The organism is Pantoea sp. VS1 (assembly GCF_002207995.1).
Taxonomy (GTDB): Bacteria; Pseudomonadota; Gammaproteobacteria; order Enterobacterales; family Enterobacteriaceae; genus Pantoea; species Pantoea dispersa.
In genome coordinates this window covers 284,561-301,094 of the sequence record NZ_NHZE01000004.1, presented here as the reverse complement: position 1 = coordinate 301,094, position 16,534 = coordinate 284,561, and the positions used below count along the sequence as shown (strand labels likewise).

The following is a 16,534-nucleotide window of genomic DNA, read 5'->3' as shown; positions in this document are numbered from 1 at the left end:
TCCCCGGTTTGCTGCTGGTCTTACCCCTTTCACCTCACATAAAGATCCGCGCCTGCGCGCCGATAACACCAGCGATCCGCCAATTAATGAGGTGTTTATGTTTAGTCGTGTTCGAGTGGTATCCGGCCTGCTGTGCGTGCTGGCGTTATTTGCCTTACTGCAGCTGTTTTCCGGAGGAATGTTTTTTTCAACGGTGAAAGCCGATAAAGATAATTTTGCGTACAACCAACGTCTTAGCACCCTGCAGCGGGCGATGGGCACCTCATGGGTTTCGCTGGTACAGGCGCGTAACACGCTGAACCGTGCCGGTATCCGCTATCTGCTGGACAGCCAGCAGGCCGGCTCCGGTGCCACGGTAAAAGATCTGGTGGCGCTGGCCAATACGGAGCTGAAAACCGCCGATCAGAGCTTTGCCGAGTTCAACGCTAACCTGTCGGAAAAGGGCAAAAGCGCGGAGAACGTGCTGACGCTGCAGGCCAACTACAACGCGTTTCGCGGGGCGCTGGCCGAGCTGATTGATTTTCTCAGTGCCGGTAACTTTAAAGGCTTTGTCGATCAGCCAACGCAGGGTTTTCAGGACAAATTTGAAAAGGATTACAACGCCTGGCTCGCCTACAACATCGTGCTGGCAAAACAGGGCATTGACGCCAACGAGAGCGCTTACCAACACGCGATTATGCTGGTGGTCGGTACGCTGCTGGTGACGCTGCTGGTGATTGCGCTGGTGTGGAGCGGCATGCGTACGGCGCTGATCCGTCCGCTGCAGCAGAGCATTGAGCACATCCGCCATATTGCGCGCGGCGATCTGACGCAGCCGGTCGATCTCAGCGTGCGCAACGAAATGGGTGACCTGCTCAGTTCGCTGCAGCACATGCAGCAGGAGCTGGCGCGCACCGTACGTATCGTGCGCGACGGTTCTGACGCCATCTACACCGGCGCCAGCGAAATCGCCATGGGCAACAACGATCTCTCTTCGCGTACCGAACAGCAGGCAGCATCGCTGGAGCAGACCGCGGCCAGCATGGAGCAGTTGACCGCTACCGTGAAGCAGAACGCGGAAAACGCCCGTCAGGCGTCGCAGCTGGCGCTGAACGCGTCCGAAACGGCGCAGCAGGGCGGCAAAGTGGTCGATGGCGTGGTCAGCACCATGAAGGACATCGCCGGCAGCTCGAAGAAGATTGCCGATATCACCAGCGTGATTGACGGTATCGCCTTCCAGACCAATATCCTCGCGCTGAACGCTGCGGTGGAAGCGGCACGCGCCGGTGAGCAGGGGCGTGGTTTCGCCGTGGTCGCGGGCGAGGTGCGCAGTCTGGCCCAGCGCAGCGCGCAGGCGGCGAAGGAGATCAAAGGCCTGATTGAAGATTCGGTCAGCCGCGTCAATACCGGCTCGGTGCTGGTAGAGAGCGCGGGCGAAACCATGAGCGAGATCGTCAACGCGGTGACCCGCGTGACCGACATCATGGGCGAAATCGCCTCGGCTTCCGATGAGCAGAGCCGCGGCATCGACCAGGTTGGCCTGGCGGTGAACGAGATGGACCGCGTCACCCAGCAGAACGCCGCGCTGGTGGAAGAGTCCGCGACGGCGGCAGCGGCGCTGGAAGATCAGGCCAGCCGACTGAAACAGTCAGTGGCGGTGTTCAATATTGGTAAAGAATTTGTCGCCCAGGCCGTTAACGTAACTACAGCGCCAAAAATTGCGCGTCCGTCTGCACCGCAGGCGCTGGCGCAAGCGGCAGGAGCTCGTGGCGCTGACGATAACTGGGAAACCTTTTAACCCTTGTGGCCGCCGCAGGGCGGCCCGTGTGAATGGTGTGCACTGGCAGCACAGTAGCAACCGCAGTATCACAATTTAATCAGTTTGTTGCCGGGTGACCCGAAATGAAGAAATCGACGTTATTGGATCAAAATGAAGCCACGACGCTGCTCTCACAAATGGTGCAGCGCCTGCCGCTTTCCGATACACATTTTCGTCGTATCAGCCAGCTGATCTATCAGCGTGCGGGCATCGTGCTGGCCGACCACAAACGCGAGATGGTTTACAACCGTCTGGTACGTCGGCTGCGCATGCTGAATATTGATGATTTTGGTCGCTATCTGGCGCTGCTGGAGCAGGACCCGAACAGTGCCGAGTGGCAGGCGTTTATTAACGCACTGACCACCAACCTGACCTCATTTTTCCGTGAGGCGCACCACTTCCCGATTCTGGCAGAGCATGCGCGCAAACGCAGCGGCAACTACAGCGTGTGGAGCACCGCCGCTTCAACCGGTGAAGAGCCGTACTCGATTGCCATGACGCTGGCGGAAACGCTGGGCACCGGACCGGGGAAATTTTCCGTCCACGCCAGTGATATCGATACGCAGGTGCTGGAGAAAGCGGTAGCGGGCGTTTATCGCCAGGAGGAGCTGCGCACCTTATCGCAGTCGCAGCTGCAGCGCTTCTTCCTGCGCGGCACCGGTCCGCACGCCGGCATGGTGCGCGTGCGCAGCGAGCTGGCCAACATGGTGAACTATGCGCAGCTCAATTTACTGGCGCACGACTGGGCATTGCCGGGGCCGTTCGACGCGATTTTCTGTCGTAACGTGATGATCTATTTCGATAAAGAGACGCAGGAACAAATCCTGCGCCGTTTTGTCCCCCTGCTGAAGCCGGGCGGTCTGCTGTTTGCCGGGCATTCGGAAAACTTCAGTCAGATCAGTAAAGAGTTCTGGCTGCGTGGACAGACTGTCTATGGACTGACCAAGGAAAGACGATGAGCAAAATCACCGTGATGTGCGTGGATGATTCCGCGCTGATGCGCCAGTTGATGACGGAGATCATCAACAGCCATCCCGATATGGAGATGGTCGCGACGGCGCCGGACCCGCTGGTAGCGCGGGATTTGATCAAACAGTACAACCCGCAGGTGCTGACGCTGGATGTCGAAATGCCACGCATGGATGGCCTCGACTTCCTCGAAAAACTGATGCGCCTGCGGCCGATGCCGGTGGTGATGGTTTCGTCGCTGACCGGTAAAGGATCGGAAGTGACGCTGCGTGCGCTGGAGTTAGGCGCGGTGGATTTCGTCACCAAGCCGCAGCTCGGCATCCGTGAAGGCATGCTGGCCTACAGCCAGATGATCGCCGACAAGATTCGCGCCGCCGCGCGCGCCAAACTGCATGCGCGTGCCGCCACGCCGCAGCCGGTGATGCTGAAAGCGGGGCCGCTGCTGAGCAGTGAAAAGCTGATCGCTATCGGCTCTTCAACCGGCGGCACCGAGGCGATTCGCCATGTGCTGCAGCCGCTGCCGGCCACCAGTCCGGCGCTGCTGATTACGCAGCACATGCCGCCCGGTTTTACCCGCTCGTTTGCCGAGCGGCTGAACAAGCTGTGCCAGATCACCGTAAAAGAGGCGGAAGACGGCGAGCGAATTTTGCCCGGTCACGCCTATATCGCGCCGGGCGCGATGCACATGGAGCTGGCGCGCAGCGGTGCCAACTACGTGGTGAAACTGAACGACGGACCGCCGGTGAACCGCCATAAACCGTCGGTGGACGTCCTGTTCCGCTCGGTTGCGGTCAACGCCGGGCGAAATGCAGTGGGGGTCATTCTGACCGGCATGGGCAACGACGGCGCGGCCGGGATGCTGGAAATGCACCGCGCCGGCGCGTGGACCATCGCCCAGGATGAAGCCAGCTGTGTGGTATTTGGTATGCCGCGCGAAGCGATAGCGATGGGCGGCACCAGTGAAGTGGTCGATCTGGGCCACATCAGCCAGCATATGCTGGCCAAAATTAGCGCCGGACAGGCATTGCGAATTTAACGAGCCGGTCCTGCCGGACAAGACAACACAGGAGTAGATATGGCTGATAAAAACATGCGCTTTTTGGTAGTGGACGACTTCAACACGATGCGTCGTATCGTCCGTAACCTGCTGAAAGAGCTGGGATTCAATAACGTGGAAGAGGCCGAGGATGGCGTCGACGCCCTGACCAAACTGCGTGCAGGCGGCTTCGATTTCGTTATCTCTGACTGGAACATGCCGAACATGGACGGTCTGGAACTGCTGCAGACCATTCGTGCCGACGCCACGCTGGGCAAACTGCCGGTGCTGATGGTCACTGCCGAAGCCAAGAAAGAGAACATCATCGCCGCCGCGCAGGCCGGTGCCAGCGGTTACGTGGTGAAGCCTTTCACCGCCGCCACGCTGGAAGAGAAGTTGGGCAAAATCTTCGAAAAACTGGGTATGTAAGGAGATGTGATGAGCGACCTTCCGAAACCAACTGAAGAAGCTTCGGCACACGAGATTATTGCCCGGATTGGCTCTCTGACACGTATGCTGCGTGACAGCCTGCGCGAACTGGGGCTGGATCAGGCCATTGCCGAAGCGGCAGAAGCGATTCCGGACGCGCGTGACCGTCTGGATTATGTGGTGCAGATGACCGCACAGGCAGCGGAACGTGCGCTGAACTGTGTGGAAGCGGCGCAGCCACACCAGGACCAGATGGAAGCCGGCGCCACCCAGCTGAAAGGCCGCTGGGATGCCTGGTTTGAAAACCCGATCGAGCTGGCGGATGCACGCGAGTTGGTTTCGGATACGCGCCAGTTCCTTGACGACGTTCCGTCTCACACGGCGTACACCAACAAGCAGCTGCTGGAAATCATGATGGCGCAGGATTTCCAGGACCTGACCGGTCAGGTAATCAAGCGCATGATGGATGTGATCCAGGAGATTGAACGACAGCTGCTGATGGTACTGCTGGAGAACATGCCGGAAGCCAATGCGGCGGCACGTAAAGAGGGCAACAGCCTGCTGAACGGTCCGCAGATCCATGCTAACGCGCCAGGTGTGGTTTCCAGCCAGGACCAGGTTGACGACCTGCTGGACAGTTTAGGTTTTTAATGCTGATCGGGTGTTCAACCCGCATCCGAACCCTCTCCCGCCCGGGAGAGGGGACCGCACGACGTGTTTTCCCGTCTGATCGCCCTGCATGCCCTTGGGTGGCGTAAATTCTGAAACATAGCAAGACAAGTCCTACGTTGGCGCGAGGATATGTTAAGGTAACCTCGTACAGTTTTGTGAGCTACTTCAAATTCTAAACTGAAACGACTACTCTTTCGCTATGCTGCCATTGGTTCTGACCCGCAAAATTTTCGCTGCTGTAAGCTTAGGGGCCCCTGTACTGGCGGCCGTTGCGCCTGCGCAGGCCTTCACCGACAACAGCGACGTCTCCGCAACACCGTTTGCCGATCCGGCACGTTTTCAGAAAATCGCTGATGAATTACCGGCGCTGGGCTATCAGGACGATACGTCGGCGTTCAGTAAAAAGCTGGCGGGCATTGCCAAAAGCATCGGTGAGGCCAGCCAGAACAGCGACAGCGATACCACGCTGGGGCAGCAGGCCGGTATCTGGGCGTTTAACCATTTTCGTGATGAGGTTGCCACCCGGGTGGCGGATGAAGGGCAGTCGCTGCTGTCGCCTTATGGCCAGGCACAGATCGATCTCAACGTCGATATGGAGGGCAACTTCAGCGGCAGCGGGGCTTCGCTGCTGACGCCATGGGCCGATCGCTACAATTACCTCACGTTCAGCCAGCTGGGCGTGCACCAGACCGATGACGGGCTGGTGGGCAATGCCGGGCTGGGACAGCGCTGGGTGGCCGGCAGCTGGCTGCTGGGCTATAACGGCTTCGTTGATCGGCTGTTTGACAGCGGCTTGCAGCGCGCTTCGCTGGGCACCGAGGCCTGGAGCGACTACCTGCGCTTATCCGCCAACTACTACACGCCGCTGTCCGGCTGGCGCAATCGCAACCCGTTCCAGCAGCAGCGGCTGGCGCGCGGGTATGATGTCACCACTCAGGGCTATCTGCCGTTTTACCGCCAGCTGGGCGTGTCGGTCAGCTGGCAGCAGTATCTCGGCAACAATGTCGATCTGTTTAATTCCGGCAACAGCTACCACAATCCTTCAGCGCTGACGCTGGGCGTCTCCTATACGCCGGTGCCGCTGGTTACCGTATCAGCCAGCCACAAAACCAGTAATGAAGGCGAGAGCCAGGATCAGCTCGGCTTACGACTCAACTACCGCTTTGGCGTGGCGCTGAGTCAGCAGCTCAATCCGGATAACGTCGCCGCCGCGCGTTCGCTGCGCGGTAGCCGCTATGATTTGGTCACGCGCAGCAATACGCCGGTGCTGGAGTTCCGCCAGCGTAAAACCCTGTCGGTATTCCTCGCCACGCCGCCGTGGCAGCTCAATGCGGGCGAGAGTTTGCCGCTGAAACTGCAGATCCGCAGTGCTCATCCAATCAGTAAAGTCAGCTGGCAGGGCGATACGCAGGCGCTGAGCCTGACGCCGGGAGCCGATCCCAACGATCCACAGGGCTGGAGCATCATTATGCCGGCGTGGGATGCGTCGCCTGAGGCGAACAACAGTTATCGCCTGTCGGTGACGCTGGAGGACAGCAAGCAAAATCGCGTGACTTCCAACTGGATTACGCTGCAGGTGCAGCCGCCGGTGATGCTGGATCAGGGGGGCGAAAACCGCTTCGACCTGCTGGCACCATAATCAGCGCGGCACCAGAGAAAAAGGGCAGCCGGAGCTGCCCTTTGCTGCATCCTCAGCCGACACTTGCCGGGATGCCATGAGGGTAAATCATCATCAGAACTGGTACACCAGACCGACCGCGGTAATATCGTCGGTTTTCAGGCGCAGCGCGTTGTCATCTTTCAGCAGGTTGATGCGGTATTCGCTGTAGACCGACATGTTCTTGTTGAAGTAGTAGGTGGCACCCACGGACGCGTATTTGAACAGCCAGGCGTCACCGACGTTTTCAATATTTTTGCCCTTTGAGCTCACGTAGCCCAGCGACGGACGGAAACCGTTCAGGAACTGATACTGCGCCACGGCTTCAAAGTTCACCGCTTTGTTGGCGAACCCGCTGTTTCCGATTGGCGTAGCGTTGTGGGATTCGCCGTAGATGGTCGCCAGATAGAGCTGGTTAGCATCATATTTCACCCCGGTTTCCCAGTGTTCGGCTTTCTCACCTCTGCCGTAAGTGGCAAGGTTTTGCGCGCTGACGCGATTGAGGCTGGCATAGGCGGCAACCGCGCTCAGGCCAAAGTCGGTGTCATACGAGGTGGAAAGCGCGAAACCATCACCGTTGGAGCGGCGTACCGCCAGGTTTGGCGTTGCCGCGCTGTCGCTGCGCTCGTTCTTGCCTTCGTACTGCGCTGCGACGTTCCAGCCTTTAACCAGACCGAAGAAATCTTTGTTACGCCAGGTCAGCACGCCGGTGGAGCGACCGGACAGGAAAGCATCGACATAACCGGAATCACCGCCGAAGAAAGGCAGCATATCGGTATAGCCCAGCACGTCATAAATCAGACCATAGTTACGGCCATAGTCGATCGAACCAAACTGCGCAAACTTCAGACCCGCATAGCCGAGGCGGGTTTTGTTACCGGCCTGCGCATCGGCACCTTCCGTGTTACGCAGGCTGAACTGCGATTGCCAGAAACCGTAGCCGGTCAGCTGATCGGTAATTTTGGTTTCGCCCTTAAAACCGATACGGACATACGATGAGGTATCACCATCATTGGTGGTGTCATCGGAGAACAGGTGCGACACGTTAATTTTGCCGACCAGATCCAGCTTGTTACCATCCTTATTATAGATTTCAGCGGCCTGAGCCACAGAAAATCCCAGCAGCAATGGCATGACTGCTGCCAGTAAAGTGCGCTTCATCATTTATATTTTACCCTGTGTTATTTTTTAATTTTTTAAGCCCCTGGTGGGGTGACAAGAAAATGACACAAAAGGATAAAGATCAGTAGTGCAATAGTTGTAACAAATAATTTCTTATTGGCTATTTGTGCGATTTTTATACGCCAATTCCATTATTCGGAAATGTGAATCGCTTTTACTTATCATGATTGAGTGAGCGTTTAATCGACGATTAATATTTATATTATTGATAAATAATGATTAAACTAAGAAAGGTATGACTTAATGAAAATAGCGATTTATTGCCTTAAATAGCACAAGCCTATGCCTTAAAGTTCAATGCTTATGAATCAAAGCAGGCTGATAGTCACCCCGTAAATTATCCGCATTGACGCACTGTGTCGGTTTATTTCAGGCTAAATAATATCCCGATCTTTAATACGACTAATTACCGGCCAGCCTGGCACAGGGTAGTCAGAATAAGTTAATCAGTTGTTACTAATAAGCGACCGACCTGCACCACGCCGATGCCTGAACCGGGCTGTCACTTGCACCCGCTGAGCGCAGCGCGCCCCAAAATGGCGCAGCAGACGCCTCATTTTGGCGAAATATCTGCTGTGCGATCACAAAAGCAATATTTCATTTTGCGAATGCATAAATCCGCTAAACAAATTACTGCGGTGCCGCTGTCATCGGATGGTTATTCACTTTTTATGCATTAAATGTGCATAGCGAAAGGGTGTAACTTATTGATATTTCGTTGCTGAACCTGATTTATGCATTTTTTCCTCTGGCTGGCACGTTAACTGCACTCTATAGTCGAGCTGCAACTCAGCAACTTTTAACAATTTTAAAACAAAAGCTTCACCCGAAGTGAGGCAGGAGAAATGGCTATGTCACTGCAGGTTTCACGTCACGATTTCGATCAATGGATGATGCCGGTTTATGCCCCTGCGGCTTTTGTGCCGGTGCGTGCCGAAGGTTCTACGCTGTGGGATCAGCAGGGCAAAGAGTACATCGATTTTGCCGGTGGCATCGCGGTGAACGCGCTTGGCCATGCCCATCCCGCGCTGCAGCAGGCACTGACCGAGCAGGCCGGTAAACTGTGGCACACCGGCAACGGCTACACCAACGAACCGATTCTGCGCCTGGCGAAGCAGCTGATTGATGCCACCTTTGCCGACCGCGTGTTCTTCTGTAACTCCGGGGCGGAAGCCAACGAGGCTGCGCTGAAGCTGGCGCGTAAAGTGGCGCACGACCGTTTCGGTGCCGAAAAAAACGGTATCGTCGCCTTCACCAATGCCTTCCACGGCCGCACCCTATTCACCGTTTCAGCCGGCGGACAGCCCGCCTATTCGCGCGATTTCGCCCCGTTACCGCCAGCCATTCAGCATGCCACCTTTAACGATCTGGCCTCGGCGGCGGCCTTAATTAATGACCAGACCTGCGCGGTCATCGTCGAGCCGATTCAGGGCGAGGGCGGTGTATTACCGGCCGATCCGGCGTTCCTGCGCGGACTGCGCGAACTATGCGACCGCCACCATGCGCTACTGATTTTTGATGAAGTGCAGAGCGGCGTCGGCCGTACCGGCTCGCTGTATGCCTATATGCATTACGGCGTCACGCCTGATGTGCTGAGCACCGCCAAGGCGCTGGGCGGCGGCTTCCCCATCGGTGCGATGCTGACGCGTGAAGATCTGGCGCAGGTGATGGGCGTCGGCACGCACGGCACCACCTACGGCGGCAACCCGCTGGCCGGTGCGGTGGCCGGTAAAGTGATGGAGCTGATCAATCAGCCTGAGTTTATGGCTGGCGTTGCCGAGCGGCACCAGTGGTTTGTCACGGCGCTGCAGGAGATCAACCAGCGGCTGCCGGTGTTTAAAGAGATTCGCGGCCTGGGCCTGCTGATTGGCGCGGTGCTGAATGACGATTTTGCCGGTAAAGCCAAACAGTTCAACCTGACGGCGGCGGAAGAGGGCGTGATGGTTCTGATCGCCGGTGCCAGCGTGGTGCGCTTTGCCCCGGCGCTGAACATCAGCGAGCGTGAAGTAAAAGAAGGGCTGGCGCGCTTCGAACGCGCCTGCGCACGCGTGCTCAAAGGAGCCACATCATGATGGTGATCCGCCCCGTCGAACGTGACGATCTGCCGCAGCTGCTGGCGCTGGCGGGGAAAACCGGCGGCGGTCTGACCTCGCTGCCCGCTGACAGCGAGACGCTGAAGGCGCGCATTGAGCGCTCGCTGCAAACCTGGCAGGACGCGCTGCCGCGCGCTGAACAGGGCTACGTGTTTGTGCTGGCGGATAGCAGTGATAATCGCGCCGTCGGCATCTGCGCCATTGAAGTGGCGGTAGGTTTGCAGGATCCCTGGTACAACTTCCGCGTCGGTACTCAGGTACACGCCTCGAAAGAGCTGAACGTTTACGCCAGTTTGCCGACGCTGTCGCTGAGTAACGATCACACCGGCAGCAGCGAACTGTGCACGCTGTTCCTCGATCCTGACTACCGCGACGGAAAAAATGGCCATCTGCTGTCCAAGTCGCGCTTTCTGTTTATGGCGAATTTCCGCGAGCGCTTCATGAAGCACGTGGTTGCGGAGATGCGCGGCGTCAGCGACGAGCAGGGACATTCGCCATTCTGGGATAGCGTGGGCAGCCGTTTCTTCTCCATGGAGTTTCGCCAGGCCGATTTTCTCAGCGGCACCGGGCAAAAAGCTTTTATTGCAGAACTGATGCCCAAGCATCCGCTGTATATCCACTATCTGTCGGAAGCGGCACAGCAGGTGATTGGTGAAGTCCACCCGAAAACCGCGCCGGCGCGCGCGGTGCTGGAAGCCGAGGGTTTCCGCTATCTCAACTATATCGACATCTTTGACGGCGGCCCGACGCTGGAGTGTGAGATCGACCGCATCCGCGCCATCCGCAAGAGCAAAGTGCTGACCGCCAGCGAAGGCGAAGCTGAGGCGCACTGGCCGCTGTGTCTGGTGGCGAACTGCGACTATCAGCAGTTCCGCGTGGCGCTGCTGCCGGTCGATGTCGCATCCGGTCAGGTTCTGATTAATCAGCAGCAGCGCACCGCGCTGCGCTGCGACTATGGCGATTCGCTGCGGGTGGTTACCCTGGGTCGCGAGGAGAATAACGCATGACGCATTTTATCAACGGTGAATGGCAGCCGGGCAGCGCGGAGACGCTGAGTAAACATAATCCGGTGAGCGGCGAGATCTTATGGCAGGGCAACGCCGCTTCTGCGGCGCAGGTGGCGGCGGCCTGTGAGGCGGCTCGCGCGGCATTCCCGGCATGGGCACGTCTGCCGTTTGCTGCCCGCCAGGCGCGGGTAGAGGACTTTGCCCGTCTGCTGGAGCGGGATAAAACCGAGCTGGCGGCGATCATCGCACGTGAGACCGGCAAACCGCGCTGGGAAACGCTGACCGAAGTGCAGGCGATGATCAATAAAGTGGCCATTTCGGTTAAGGCTTATCACACCCGCACCGGCGAGCAGGCGGAGGGTGAGAGTTCACTGCGCCACCGGCCGCACGGCGTGCTGGCGGTGTTCGGCCCGTATAACTTCCCTGGCCATCTGCCAAACGGACATATCGTGCCGGCGCTGCTGGCGGGCAACTGCGTGTTGTTTAAACCGAGTGAACTGACCCCCGCCACCGCAGAGAAAACCGTGCAGCTGTGGCAGGAAGCGGGCCTGCCGGCGGGTACGCTGGCGCTGTTACAGGGCGGACGTGATACCGGCCAGGCGCTGGCGCAGGCGGAGCAGATTGACGGCCTGCTGTTTACCGGTAGCGCGGCCACCGGCTATCACCTGCATCGCCAGTTCGCCGGCCAACCGGAGAAAATGCTGGCGCTGGAGATGGGCGGCAACAATGCGCTGATTGTGGAAGATCCGGCCGACATTGATGGCGCGGTGCATATCGCCATTCAGTCGGCGTTCATTACCGCCGGCCAGCGCTGCACCTGCGCGCGTCGTTTGCTGGTGAAACGCGGTGCGGCAGGCGATGCCTTCCTGCAGCGTCTGGTCGAGGTGAGTGCGCGCCTCAAACCGGCAGCGTGGGACGCCGAACCGCAGCCGTTTATGGGCAGCGTGATTTCGCCCGCCGCCGCCGGGCAGATCTTCGCCGCCTGGCAGCAGCGGGTTGCGCTGGGTGGCAAGGTGCTGCTGGCGATGCGCTGGCCGGATCGCGACAGCGCGATTATTACGCCCGGCATCATCGACATGACCGGCGTCGCCGGACTGCCTGACGAAGAGGTGTTCGGACCGCTGCTGCAGGTCATTCGCTACGACCATTACGCGCAGGCGATTGGCCTCGCCAACGACACGCGCTACGGATTGTCGTGCGGGCTGGTGTCACCGCAGCGTGACCAGTTTGATCAGCTGCTGCTGGAAGCGCGCGCCGGCATCGTGAACTGGAATAAACCGCTGACCGGCGCCGCCAGTTCGGCACCGTTTGGCGGCGTGGGCGCCTCCGGTAATCACCGTGCCAGCGCCTGGTACGCGGCAGATTACTGCGCCTGGCCGATGGCCTCGCTGGAGAGCAGCAGCTTAGCGCTGCCGGGCAGCCTGTCGCCAGGGCTCGATTTTGCTGCTTCAGGAGCGACATCATGAAGGCGTTTGAAGCAAACTTTGATGGTCTGGTCGGCCTGACGCACCACTACGCTGGCCTGTCGTTTGGCAACGAAGCCTCCACGCGCAATCAGCTGCAGCCCTCCAATCCGCGGCTGGCGGCCAAACAGGGGCTGCTGAAAATGAAGGCGCTGGCCGACATGGGCTATGTGCAGGGCGTTATCCCTCCGCACGAGCGGCCTAATCTGCCGCTGCTGCGCCAGCTGGGATTCAGCGGCAGCGATGCGCAGGTGCTGGCCAAAGCAGCCCGGCAGGCACCGCAGCTGCTGTCAGCGGCCAGTTCGGCGTCGGCGATGTGGGTGGCCAATGCGGCCACGGTTTCGCCATCGGCCGACAGCGCCGACGGCAAAGTGCATTTGACCGTTGCTAACCTCAACAATAAGTTTCACCGGGCGATTGAAGCGCCGGAAACCGCCGACCTGCTGCGCGCCATCTTCCGCGATGGCCGCCACTTCAGCGTACACGACGCGCTGCCGCAGGTGGCGCTGTTTGGTGACGAAGGCGCAGCCAACCATAACCGCTTCGGCGCTGACTATGGCGCGCCCGGCGTGCAGCTGTTTGTCTACGGCCGCGACGGCCAGCAGCAGGGCAGCGCACCGGCGCGCTATCCGGCGCGTCAGACGCGTGAAGCCAGCGCGGCGGTGGCAAGATTGCATCAGCTGGATGACGCGCGCACGCTGTTTGCTCAGCAAAATCCGGCGGTGATCGATCAGGGGGTGTTCCACAATGATGTAATCGCCGTCAGCAATCAGCAGGTGTTTTTCTGCCACGAAGAGGCGTTTGTCGACCAGCCCCAGCTGCTGCAACAGCTGGCGGATCAGGTGCCGGGCTTCCAGCCGATTGTGGTGCCGCGCGATCGGGTGTCAGTGGCTGATGCGGTGAACACCTATCTGTTTAACAGCCAGCTGCTGCAGCATCCGGACGGCGGCATGCGGCTGGTGCTGCCGGAAGAGTCGCGCCAGCATCCCGGCGTGTGGCGCTACCTGAACGAGCTGGTGGAGAGCGGCGGCCCGATTTGCGCGCTGCAGGTGTTCGATCTGCGTGAGAGCATGTGCAACGGCGGCGGACCGGCTTGTCTGCGTCTGCGCGTAGTGTTAACCGAGGCGGAGCGTCAGGCCGTCAATCCGGCGGTGCTGATGAACGATCGCCTGTTTACGCGTCTGAATGACTGGGTGGATCGTCACTATCGCGACCGCCTGACGCAGGCCGACCTGGCCGATCCGCAGCTGCTGAGCGAAGGGCGAAGCGCGCTGGACGAGCTGACACAGCTGCTAGACTTAGGCAGTGTCTACACGTTTCAGCGTTAACGCCGGGGGCAAATGTGTTGCCCCCTGTGTCAGAAAGGAGTGAACATGCAGGACTTTTTACAGCAAACCCTGTCAGGCAGGCCGCCCGCGCAGCGGCAGGGCAGTAACGCCCACCTGCACTGGCAGTGGCATGATGAGGGCATACTATCCCTGACACCGCATACGCCCACGCAGCAGGCGCTGGTCCTCTCCGCCGGGATTCACGGCAACGAGACCGCCCCGGTGGAGATCCTCAACCTGTTGCTGACGCCGCTGCTGCAGGGGGAAAAACCGCTGGCCGTGCGCCTGCTGGTGATCCTCGGCAACCCGGCGGCGCTGCGCAGCGGCAAACGCTACCAGTATTATGATATCAACCGGCTGTTCGGTGGCCGCTGGCAACAGGTGGCCGACGTGCCGGAGGCGCAGCGCGCGCTCCAGCTGGAGCAGGCGCTGGAGAACTTCTGGTGCGAGTGCCTCGATCACGAAATTCGCTGGCATCTCGATTTGCACACCGCGATTCGCGGTTCGTGGCATTCGCGCTTTGGCGTGATGCCGCTCAACAGCCAGCCGTGGCCAGCAGATTTTTTACACTGGCTGGCAGCGGCCGAACTGGAGGCGCTGGTGTTTCACCGTGCGCCGGGCGGCACCTTCACCCACTTCAGCTGTGAACACTATGCGGCAGCCAGCTGTACGCTGGAGCTGGGGAAGGCGCTGCCGTTTGGCGAGAACGATCTCACTCAGTTCAGCGGCGTGCAGCGTGCGCTGGCGGCGCTGCTGTACGGTGAGGCGCTGCCGGCGGTGCGCGAGACACCGCGCCATTACCGCGTGGCGCAGCAAATCACCCGGCACGGCGAGCAGTTTGTTCTGCATATGGGCCCGGAAACTCTCAACTTCACGGCTTTCCCGCAGGGTACGCTGCTGGCGGAAGAGGGTGAGCGGCGCTATTACGTGCAGCAGGCGCGTGAATATGTGCTGTTCCCCAATCCCAGCGTGGCACCGGGCCTGCGCGCCGGGCTGATGCTGGTAGAGGAGAGTGAGCAGACCCAGGCGCTGGAGTTGTAATCGAAAGCTTTACCCGGCAATCCCTCCTCTCCCTGTGACGGGAGAGGTCACGGGTGAGCAGAGAACGTGCGCAAATTAACGACATTTTCCCTTCCGCAAAACCGACAAAGCCATTACACTCCTCCTTAATTCCTGCGCTTTCCCCTTGATCGTCATACTCTTTTGCAATTCCTCACGCATTTCTTCGCAATCTCTCCATGATTGCCCGATATCTGTCTTTTATGCTTGCAGGGCTTTACTCAGCCTCTGAGTAGTTGACGTTCAGCGTCGTATGCTTGTTTCCGAAGACGCGACACAGGCTGTCGTCATTAAACTGAAAAGTAAGGACAATATTATGCGTAAACTGACCTCCCTGTTTCTGGCTACCGCAATGGCTTTCGGCGCCGCCAATATCGTCCATGCTGCGGCTGACAACCTGACGCCGCCGCCAGCGGGCAGTGAAAAACCGATGCACAAACCGATGCGCCACCACGGCATGGACATGATGTTCAAAGACCTCAACCTGACCGACGCGCAGAAAACCCAGATTCGCGACATCCTGCGTGACAGCCATAAAGACATGAAGCGTCCATCGCTGGAAGAGCGTCGTGCTAACCACAGCATCATCGCATCCGACACCTTTGACCGTGCCAAAGCAGAAGCGCAGGCAGACAAAATGAGCGCCAATGCGAAAGAGCATGCGCTGAAGATGCTGGAAACCCAGAACAAGATCTATAACGTGCTGACGCCAGACCAGAAGAAGCAGTACAACGCCAACTTTGAGAAACGTCTGACAGAAAAAGGCCCGCACGACGGTAAAATGCCGCCACCGCCGGCTGATGGCGAATAAGCCGTTTAGCTCACCGGTTTGAGACCGCCGACGTTGTCCATGGCACACTGTGCTTTGGGCAGCGTCGGCGGTTTTGCGTTACAGCTCAATCAGCGGATAAACGCCGGACAGCAGCGGACGGCAGAGAATTTTGTAGCCGTCATGGTCGAAGCCGTGACGGGCACGCTGCAGCTGACGCGCTTCCTGCTCACTGCTGACCGATCCCAGCCAGAACCAGTGATCGATGACGTGAATCTGCGTCATCTCCGTCCCGCGCTCCACCATACCCACCGGGCCCTGCCACGGCCAGCACACCACGCGCAGCTGCTCCAGCCCTGCCAGCAGGCGCTCCTGATGCGCCGCCAGCGGTTCCGCCCCGCAGCAGGCACCGGCACAGCGTTTAAGCGCCGCGCGGAAACAGCCGCGCCCCGGCTGCAGGCGCTCTAATCCCAGCAGGCCGTGACACAGGCGCAGCTCATCGGCGAGGCTTTTCAGCTTCTCTAACGCGGCAAAGCGGCTGCGGAATAACCCGTACAGGTCAGGCGAGGAGGAGAAATCGAGATCGCGCGCGTACACCACCTGCGGTGCGCCGTCGCCCAGCTGCAGCGAGCACAGCTGGCGGTTTTTGCGCAGGCGCTTATTAAACAGTGGCTGCTGTGTTTTGATCATCTGCGCTTCGAGCAGCTGTGCGCCTACGTCCCCGGCGGTGGGGATCCAGCTGACGCGCCGCGCCTGGCGCAGCATACTGGCTTCATCCGCCGTGCGAAAATGGGCCATCACCCGGCTGCGCAGGTTGATACTCTTGCCGATGTACAGCGGCAGGTTGTCGTTATCACCGTGGAAAGTGTAAACGCCCGGCTGATTAGGCAAGCCTTCCAGCCACTGACGCAGATGTTCGGGATATTGATAGATAGCCGCCGCATCAAATTCGAGGCGATGGCGGTTTGCTCGTCTGACCAAAGAACGCTCCGCTTACTGGTTGTGCATACAGTATATCAGCGTGCGCGTTTTCCCGCCAGCGGGGACGTGAAGAGGCAGGCTTCCCGCCGGG

14 protein-coding genes are annotated in these 16,534 nt (G+C 59.2%); 12 read left to right on the top strand and 2 right to left on the bottom strand.

Features of this window, described 5'->3' with window-relative positions; all coding sequences use genetic code 11:
* Positions 1-97: 97 nt before the first annotated feature.
* The 6 genes from CBW22_RS02035 to CBW22_RS02010 all read left to right on the top strand — a co-directional run bounded on the left by CBW22_RS02035 (position 98) and on the right by CBW22_RS02010 (position 6,543).
* Positions 98-1,777, top strand: coding sequence for a methyl-accepting chemotaxis protein (locus tag CBW22_RS02035; protein WP_058769680.1), 1,680 nt, complete (start codon positions 98-100; stop codon positions 1,775-1,777).
* Positions 1,778-1,881: 104 nt separating this feature from the next.
* Positions 1,882-2,757 carry a protein-glutamate O-methyltransferase CheR gene (gene cheR, locus CBW22_RS02030; RefSeq protein ID WP_031279190.1) on the top strand — a complete coding sequence of 292 codons (876 nt, stop codon included), beginning with the start codon at positions 1,882-1,884 and terminating at the stop codon, positions 2,755-2,757.
* Positions 2,754-3,803, top strand: coding sequence for a protein-glutamate methylesterase/protein-glutamine glutaminase (locus tag CBW22_RS02025; protein ID WP_021506273.1), 1,050 nt, complete (start codon positions 2,754-2,756; stop codon positions 3,801-3,803). Before cheR ends, CBW22_RS02025 begins: the two co-directional genes overlap by 4 nt.
* Before the next feature lie 39 nt (positions 3,804-3,842).
* Positions 3,843-4,232, top strand: coding sequence for a chemotaxis response regulator CheY (gene cheY / locus CBW22_RS02020; RefSeq protein WP_021506272.1), 390 nt, complete (start codon positions 3,843-3,845; stop codon positions 4,230-4,232).
* Between the two features lie 9 nt (positions 4,233-4,241).
* On the top strand, positions 4,242-4,883 hold the full coding sequence (gene cheZ / locus CBW22_RS02015) for a protein phosphatase CheZ (RefSeq protein WP_058757663.1): 642 nt from the start codon (positions 4,242-4,244) through the stop codon (positions 4,881-4,883).
* Between the two features lie 220 nt (positions 4,884-5,103).
* Positions 5,104-6,543: a YchO/YchP family invasin gene (locus CBW22_RS02010; protein WP_088515877.1), complete on the top strand. Its 1,440-nt coding sequence runs from the start codon at positions 5,104-5,106 to the stop codon at positions 6,541-6,543.
* Positions 6,544-6,636: 93 nt separating this feature from the next.
* On the opposite strand, the gene CBW22_RS02005 is transcribed toward CBW22_RS02010, so the two are convergent.
* Complete coding sequence (locus tag CBW22_RS02005; protein ID WP_031279188.1) at positions 6,637-7,725, bottom strand: porin; 1,089 nt, start codon at positions 7,723-7,725, stop codon at positions 6,637-6,639.
* An 869-nt stretch (positions 7,726-8,594) separates the two neighbouring features.
* On the opposite strand from CBW22_RS02005, the gene CBW22_RS02000 reads away from it, so the two are divergent.
* The 6 genes from CBW22_RS02000 (at position 8,595) to spy (ending at position 15,504) form a co-directional block, all read left to right on the top strand.
* On the top strand, positions 8,595-9,815 hold the full coding sequence (locus tag CBW22_RS02000; RefSeq protein WP_088515876.1) for an aspartate aminotransferase family protein: 1,221 nt from the start codon (positions 8,595-8,597) through the stop codon (positions 9,813-9,815).
* Positions 9,812-10,843, top strand: a complete 1,032-nt coding sequence (astA, locus tag CBW22_RS01995; RefSeq protein WP_021506267.1) for an arginine N-succinyltransferase — start codon at positions 9,812-9,814, stop codon at positions 10,841-10,843. Before CBW22_RS02000 ends, astA begins: the two co-directional genes overlap by 4 nt.
* A complete protein-coding gene (astD, locus tag CBW22_RS01990; protein ID WP_088515875.1) occupies positions 10,840-12,309 on the top strand; it encodes a succinylglutamate-semialdehyde dehydrogenase in 1,470 nt (489 codons plus the stop codon). Before astA ends, astD begins: the two co-directional genes overlap by 4 nt.
* Positions 12,306-13,634: an N-succinylarginine dihydrolase gene (astB, locus tag CBW22_RS01985; protein ID WP_088515874.1), complete on the top strand. Its 1,329-nt coding sequence runs from the start codon at positions 12,306-12,308 to the stop codon at positions 13,632-13,634. Before astD ends, astB begins: the two co-directional genes overlap by 4 nt.
* A gap of 45 nt (positions 13,635-13,679) precedes the next feature.
* Positions 13,680-14,675 (top strand): succinylglutamate desuccinylase, encoded by a 996-nt coding sequence (gene astE / locus CBW22_RS01980; RefSeq protein ID WP_088515873.1) that lies wholly within the window; start codon positions 13,680-13,682, stop codon positions 14,673-14,675.
* Between the two features lie 334 nt (positions 14,676-15,009).
* Entirely contained in the window at positions 15,010-15,504 is a 495-nt protein-coding gene (gene spy, locus CBW22_RS01975; RefSeq protein WP_021506263.1) for an ATP-independent periplasmic protein-refolding chaperone Spy, read from the top strand.
* A 78-nt stretch (positions 15,505-15,582) separates the two neighbouring features.
* Here the strand turns inward: spy and cho are convergent, their stop codons facing one another.
* Entirely contained in the window at positions 15,583-16,443 is an 861-nt protein-coding gene (cho, locus tag CBW22_RS01970) for an excinuclease Cho (protein WP_088515872.1), read from the bottom strand.
* Between the last annotated feature and the right edge of the window lie 91 nt (positions 16,444-16,534).

Excerpts from the sequence above, each read along its gene's own strand:
- cheR (WP_031279190.1), top strand. The coding sequence starts at position 1,882 with ATGAAGAAATCGACGTTATTGGATCAAAATGAAGCCACGACGCTGCTC.
- astD (WP_088515875.1), top strand. The coding sequence starts at position 10,840 with ATGACGCATTTTATCAACGGTGAATGGCAGCCGGGCAGCGCGGAGACG.
- cheY (WP_021506272.1), top strand. The coding sequence starts at position 3,843 with ATGGCTGATAAAAACATGCGCTTTTTGGTAGTGGACGACTTCAACACG.
- CBW22_RS02005 (WP_031279188.1), bottom strand. The coding sequence starts at position 7,725 with ATGATGAAGCGCACTTTACTGGCAGCAGTCATGCCATTGCTGCTGGGA.
- cheZ (WP_058757663.1), top strand. The coding sequence starts at position 4,242 with ATGAGCGACCTTCCGAAACCAACTGAAGAAGCTTCGGCACACGAGATT.
- CBW22_RS02000 (WP_088515876.1), top strand. The coding sequence starts at position 8,595 with ATGTCACTGCAGGTTTCACGTCACGATTTCGATCAATGGATGATGCCG.
- CBW22_RS02010 (WP_088515877.1), top strand. The coding sequence starts at position 5,104 with ATGCTGCCATTGGTTCTGACCCGCAAAATTTTCGCTGCTGTAAGCTTA.
- astB (WP_088515874.1), top strand. The coding sequence starts at position 12,306 with ATGAAGGCGTTTGAAGCAAACTTTGATGGTCTGGTCGGCCTGACGCAC.
- CBW22_RS02035 (WP_058769680.1), top strand. The coding sequence starts at position 98 with ATGTTTAGTCGTGTTCGAGTGGTATCCGGCCTGCTGTGCGTGCTGGCG.
- astE (WP_088515873.1), top strand. The coding sequence starts at position 13,680 with ATGCAGGACTTTTTACAGCAAACCCTGTCAGGCAGGCCGCCCGCGCAG.
- astA (WP_021506267.1), top strand. The coding sequence starts at position 9,812 with ATGATGGTGATCCGCCCCGTCGAACGTGACGATCTGCCGCAGCTGCTG.
- CBW22_RS02025 (WP_021506273.1), top strand. The coding sequence starts at position 2,754 with ATGAGCAAAATCACCGTGATGTGCGTGGATGATTCCGCGCTGATGCGC.
- spy (WP_021506263.1), top strand. The coding sequence starts at position 15,010 with ATGCGTAAACTGACCTCCCTGTTTCTGGCTACCGCAATGGCTTTCGGC.